Below are 5,718 nucleotides of genomic sequence, written 5' to 3' on the forward strand. Positions count from 1 at the left end.
GTCGCCTCGCTGCTGCCGGCGGAGGCCGACTTCGCCGGCGCGGCTCGCGAACTGGCGGAGCACGATGTCGCCTGCATGTTCCCGTCGCGCCGGCACGAGCACCTCGCGCGCCTCGTGTTTCTCATGCGCGCCATTCGACGGTTCGCGCCCGACGTCATCTTCGCGCACGCGACGATACCGGCGCTCTACGCGCGCGCGCTGCCTTGCTCGGCTCCGATCGTCTTCGTCATGCACTCGGGCGTGAACGACTTTGCCGATAATCGTTGGCTGCTGCGGGCGGAGCGTCGGCTGTCGCGGCGGGCCCGCGCCGTCATCGGCGTGTCGCCGCGCAACGTCGATCAATACGTGGAGACGGTCGGTCCGCATCCCGCGCTCTTTGTCGTGCCCAACGGCGTCGACGTCGAGCGGTTCCGGCGAACGGCCGATGCGGCCGGATCGGGGCGGTCCCCAGAAGCGCCCTCGACCCCGCGCGTGCAATGGATCGTCCAAATCGGACGTTATGTTCCCGAAAAGGGCCAGCTCGACACCGTGCGCGCGTTTCAAAAGCTGCTCGCGCACGAACCGGGCGCACGCCTGTATCTGTGCGGCGTCATCGACGACCGCGCCTATCATCGGCAGGTCGTCGCACTCGTCGACGAACTCGGTCTCGCATCGCGGGTCAGCGTGGAGGGGCCGAACAGCGATGTGCCGGAGCTTCTCGGGCGGGCAGCCGTCTTCGCGATGCCGTCTCGGTGCGAAGCGCACAGCATAGGGTTTATCGAAGCCTTGGCCTCGGGTGTCCCGATGGTCGCCAACGCGATAGACGCGTTCGGCTTTGCACGAACGTTTCCGTGCGTGGCGCTCGTCGATACGACGAACGCCACGCAGTATGCGCGCGCGCTGGCCGATGCACTGAAGCAGCCGCGAACGAGTCGGCCCCTGCGCGGCCTGACGCTCGACGATACAGCCCGGCGATACCTCGAGGTCGCGCGACAGGTGCTGGCGTAGACGGCTTCGTGGCCGGGCTCCGCTGCGCGGCCGTCATCGGCGACATATCGTGCCGACAGGCCTCGCCATCAATCAGTTCAAACGATCGACCCGAAGCGCTTCGCCATATCGGCCCGGCAGCGGCCCCCACGGCTGGGCCGGGCCCAACGCATGGCCCGCGTCGAGCAACGGATAGGCGATGAGCTGCGGCGCGCCGGACGTGAAGCGGTATTCGTCCAGCGGCATGTTCACGCGGCTGAAAAGCACAAGCGACGGCTCAGGCGTGGCCGATGCGTCGACGTGCCGCGGCGCGAGTGCAGGAAGGGCGTCGGCCCATGCGACGGAGCCGGCGGCGCCCGCATGAACCGGCGCTTGCAGGTGTGCGCCGCCCGCCATCGTCCAGACATCGATCGTGGCGGGATCGGCGCGGGTCGGCTCGCGCAGCGTCAACATGACCAAGCCGTCGACGCCGCGGCCGGGGCCGAGCGGGCCGGCCGCGACCTTCGTGAACGGCTTGCGGCACGTCGTGCAGCGCACGGGCTCGGCGGGCACGAACCCGTGGCCCGTGCTCGCGATAGGCGTCACGGCCAGAACGCCGGCCGCGTCGTCCAGCGCGAAGAGGCCGGCGCGCGCGCTGTCGTCCACGCGCGCGGCGAGAAATTGCGTCGAGCCCGTCGGCGCGTAAGCGTGCGGCGCGGCATCCGCCGAGGCGGTGCGCGCGCCGGACGCTGCTAGCCAGCGGGCGGGCGCCGCGCTCGATGCCCCAAGGCTTGCGAGCACCCAAAGCTCGAGGCCCTGTGCGCTCGCGTCGCCGGCGGCTGGCTGCCCGCTCGCGACCGGCGTTTGCGCGAGCATCACGTCCGCGCGTCCGTCGCCGGTGAAATCGGCGGCGACGTATTGCTGGGTCCGTTCGGAGGAAAACTCGGCGGTGCTCTGATACCACAGGCGAGGCGCGTCGAACCGGTCGCCGAGATTGCGCAGCAGCCAGAAGCCCGTGCCCCCGTTGCGCGGCCCGATCGCCAGCAGGTCGGCACGCCCGTCTCCATCGAAGTCGCCGAGCAAGAAGCGCGTGTTGTCGAAGCAAAGCGTTGCGCTGTCGCAAGTCGGCCTCGTCGCCCGAGCGTCGAACGGCACGGCGTTCGCGTACCAGCGACGGGCGTGCGCCTGAGCTCGAAGCGGCGCAACCCAGACATCGAAACCGGGGCCGTCGGTGCGACGCGCCACATAAACGGCGGCGGGCTTGCCGGGCCCGGCGACGTCGTCGATCATGGCGCCGGCCAGGCGCAGGTCGGTCCAACGCGAGTACAGCGCCGGAGCCCAACGAAAGGCGCTCGTCTGTGCGTCGCACGGCGCTATCGCGAGTGCGCCGTCGCGTTCGCCGAGGCAACGCCCGCGCGGCGTGCGCACCATTCCGAAATCCCACGGGGTGAAGCGCTGATCGATATCGTCGGGATCGCAGGCTACGCCGATGAGCGCATCGCCGCGCTCCGCCGTGCATTGCCCGGTCGATTGGTTGACGAGTGCGGCATCGTGCTCGTTGCCCGGGTGGCTGGGGACGCTCAGCCAGCGCCAGCGCTGAGTGGGCTGCGCGCCGCAGGCGCCGAGCCGCAAGGGGCCGCCGCGGCCGCTCGCGTCGACGCACTGCAAGGTGTAGGCGTTGACGAGATTGAAGACCGTGGGCGAGGGCGCGGCGAGCGCATCGCTCGCGGGCCGGCTCGGCCGTTCGTCGTCGAATACGTATCGGCGGGCGATCCAGTCGCCGTTCCATTCGTCCTCGCCGAATACGCGCGCCAAATCGCCCACGCCGGCGTCGACCGCGAAATAGCTGGCCGCCGCGTCGCGCTTCGCTTGGATATCGTCCGAAGCGACGTTGACCGGCAGCGTGCCCGTCACGTAGGTCAGGTGATAGCGCAGCGGGGCAAGCACGTGCAGCGCTTGTGCCGCAAAGCGGACGATCCGCGCGGCGTAGATGTGGTCGGGATGCTCGGCGAACGGTACGGCGTCGGGATTGAGCGTATAGATCAGGGTCGCCCGCGAGAGCAGGGCGCCGACCGTGGCGACGAGCGCAGCGCGATCGTAGCGCGCGGAGCCGCCGTCGGCGCGGATCGGATAAGTGGCGATCGTTTGCGCCTCGTCCCAGAGCCGGCCGAGCGGCACCGACCCGCCACGCACGCGTCCGCCCGGCAGGCGCAGTTCGACGAGTTGGACGCGCGGCTGGGCTTGCAGCGTCATCCAATGCACGGGCGAGCCGGCCAACGTCACCGTGGCCTCGCGCCAGCGATCCGGCGCATTGGCCATACGGGCATAGGCGCCGCGGATCGCGCGCTCGCGCGTGAGGACATAGTCGAACGAGGCGCCGTTCGCGCCGCCGATCAGATGGACGGTGACGATGCACCAGCCCGCGGCCAAGCGATGCGCGATGCCCGGATTGACGAACAGCAAATCGTCGTCCAGATGAGCGACGACCGTGACGAGCGAACCGGCGTGGCAGTCGGCGTGCGAGGCGAGCGGGGGCGCGCCATCGGCCGGCGTGCCGAGCGGCGCGGCCGGGTGGGCCGCCGGCCGGGGGGAACCGAAGTGGAAGGCGGCCAGCGCTCCGAGCGCCAACGCGACGACCAGCGCGGCCGCGGCGCGCGGCAGGCGTGGGGGGCTCGGTGCCGCGCGGCGCGCCATGAGGGCTCTCTCGGCGCGCCGTGCGATGGTCCGCGTCAGCGGGGCGCGGCTACAGCGGGCGCGCTTGCGATTGACCCGCGGCTCTCGGCTGCGTCAACGCGCTCACGACCACGAGCACGACGACGTTCAGCGCGAGCGCGACGAGCCCGATGTTCAAGTCCTTGAGCCCGTTGGGCAGCGACGGGAACCATTGGCCGATGCTCGCGTGGGTGAGCGTCGTATAGGCGACGACGGCCACGCCCGCCACGATGCCGGCGGTGGCGCCTTGCTTCGTCACCCAATTGCGCGCGGCCAAGCTCGTCACGACGGCCGGGAACAACTGCGTGACGAAGCTGTATCCCATCAAGAGCAGCGCGACGATGGTCTCGCCGCCGCGCAGCGTGAAGTACACCGCGACGAGCGCGATGACGGGCACGAGCACACGTGCGAGCTTGGCGACCGTGGCGTCCGGCGCTTGCTTGTCGATGGCGCCGCGATAGACGTCGTTGGCGAGCAGCGTGGCGGCCGCGTTCAGGATCATCGAGCCCGGGACGAGCGCGGTCAGCACGCCCGCCGCGCCGATCACGCCGACGAACCACGGATCGAACGTCTGCAGCGACACGTGGAACAGCGACAGGTCGATGTCGCTGCCCTTCAGGCCCGGCACCTTCAGCGAGGCCGCGAAGCCGACGAAGAACACGAACAGCAAGATGAGCTGATAGAGCGGCAGCACGGCCGCGTTGCGCCGGAAGATCCGTTCGTCGCGCGCCGTGAAGATCGAGCCGAACGTATGCGGCCACATGAAGAAGCCGAGTGCGGTCAGCAGCACGGTGGACTGGAACCAGGCGACGCTCGAGCCTTTTGCCGGGAACGTCAAAAAGCCCGGCTTCGCGGTGTCGATCGCATGGAACATCTCGCCCAGGCCGCCGTACAGCTTGATCGGCAGATACACCCCGAGAAAGATGACGATGGCCAGGATCATCAAGTCTTTCACCACCGAGTTCCACGCCGAGCCGCGCACGCCCGAGAGCGTCACGTAAACCGTGACGACGACTGCGCCGATCCAGATCGCGGCAGTGGGCGAGATGGCGCCGTAAGAAGCGGTCGCGACGATGATGCCGAGCCCTTTGAATTGCAGCACGAGGTACGGGACCAGCGCCACGACGTCGACGAGCGCGACGAGCACGCCGAGGGAAGGGCTTGCATACTTGCTCGCCAAGAAGTGCGGCTGCGAGACGAGCCGATGCGATTTGGCGTAGCGCCAGATCGGCGGCAGGAGCCAGTACGACAGGATGTAGGCGAGCGTGGCGTACGACAGAATGTAGTAGGCCGCCGCGCCCTTGCCGTAGGCGAAGCCGCTGCCGCCGAGGAATGTGAACGTCGTATAGATTTCGCCGGCCATCAGCAGGAAGACGAACGCGGTGCCGAAGCTGCGTCCGCCCACCGACCACTGCTCGAGGTTCATGTCGTGGCCGCGGCGGGCGCGCACGCCGAGCCAAAGCGCGAAGAGGGTGATGGCGGCGATGATCAGAAGCGCGCTGCTCATGAGCCGGCCTCCTCGGTGGATTGAACGCCGGCGCGGTTGGCCGGGTCGAGCCGATAGACGAGCGCCATGATGGCCGCGCTCATGACGACCCAGAAGACGATCCAGGCGAGCACGAGCGGCATGCCGAACACGAGCGGCTCTACGCGATTGACGAACGGGACGCCGAGCAAGATGCCGATGAACGGCAGCACGGCGAGTAACCGAAGAACCATGAAAAACACTCCTCGAGGCGAAGGGTGATACAGGCGAACGGCAGTCAAGCCTTCTGACTTTATGCCCGTTCCGTTCAGGTCGTAAAGGTTTTCAAAAAAATGACCGATGAATAGGCGGACAACTGCGATAGGCTCCGAACCCATGAGCGCCACGGGAGCGCGACGGGTTTTCCGGGCGTCGTCCGTTTAAGGGTTTTGCCGAAAGCAACTGTCCACAACCGGCCTTCAGGCCGGTTTGGCTGAACACTTTTGGAAGGGGTTTGCACCCCTCCCAAAGAATCGCTGAAACCCCGGCCTTCAGGCCGGGGTCCCAGCTCACCGCCCTGAAGGGCGGGGTTTCAA

Annotated in this window: 4 protein-coding genes; 1 reads left to right on the forward strand and 3 read right to left on the reverse strand. The window is 68.4% G+C overall.

Annotated features, from left to right (window positions below; genetic code table 11):
* A partial coding sequence (locus ACTHNR_RS19145) for a glycosyltransferase (RefSeq protein WP_440549238.1) occupies window positions 1–987 on the forward strand: 987 nt, incomplete at its 5' end.
* Window positions 988–1,059: 72 nt separating this feature from the next.
* Here ACTHNR_RS19145 and ACTHNR_RS19150 read toward each other — a convergent pair.
* The 3 genes from ACTHNR_RS19150 to ACTHNR_RS19160 are packed head-to-tail and all read right to left on the reverse strand — an operon-like array spanning window position 1,060 to window position 5,376.
* Entirely contained in the window at window positions 1,060–3,639 is a 2,580-nt protein-coding gene (locus ACTHNR_RS19150; protein ID WP_440549239.1) for an FG-GAP-like repeat-containing protein, read from the reverse strand.
* A gap of 49 nt (window positions 3,640–3,688) precedes the next feature.
* Entirely contained in the window at window positions 3,689–5,164 is a 1,476-nt protein-coding gene (locus ACTHNR_RS19155) for a sodium:solute symporter family protein (RefSeq protein WP_440549240.1), read from the reverse strand.
* Window positions 5,161–5,376 carry a DUF3311 domain-containing protein gene (locus tag ACTHNR_RS19160; protein ID WP_440549241.1) on the reverse strand — a complete coding sequence of 72 codons (216 nt, stop codon included), beginning with the start codon at window positions 5,374–5,376 and terminating at the stop codon, window positions 5,161–5,163. The genes ACTHNR_RS19155 and ACTHNR_RS19160 overlap by 4 nt, the downstream gene beginning before the upstream one ends.
* Between the last annotated feature and the right edge of the window lie 342 nt (window positions 5,377–5,718).

The organism is Trinickia sp., assembly GCF_051954495.1.
GTDB lineage: Bacteria > Pseudomonadota > Gammaproteobacteria > Burkholderiales > Burkholderiaceae > Trinickia.

Excerpts from the sequence above, each read along its gene's own strand:
- ACTHNR_RS19155 (WP_440549240.1), bottom strand. The coding sequence starts at position 5,164 with ATGAGCAGCGCGCTTCTGATCATCGCCGCCATCACCCTCTTCGCGCTT.
- ACTHNR_RS19160 (WP_440549241.1), bottom strand. The coding sequence starts at position 5,376 with ATGGTTCTTCGGTTACTCGCCGTGCTGCCGTTCATCGGCATCTTGCTC.
- ACTHNR_RS19150 (WP_440549239.1), bottom strand. The coding sequence starts at position 3,639 with ATGGCGCGCCGCGCGGCACCGAGCCCCCCACGCCTGCCGCGCGCCGCG.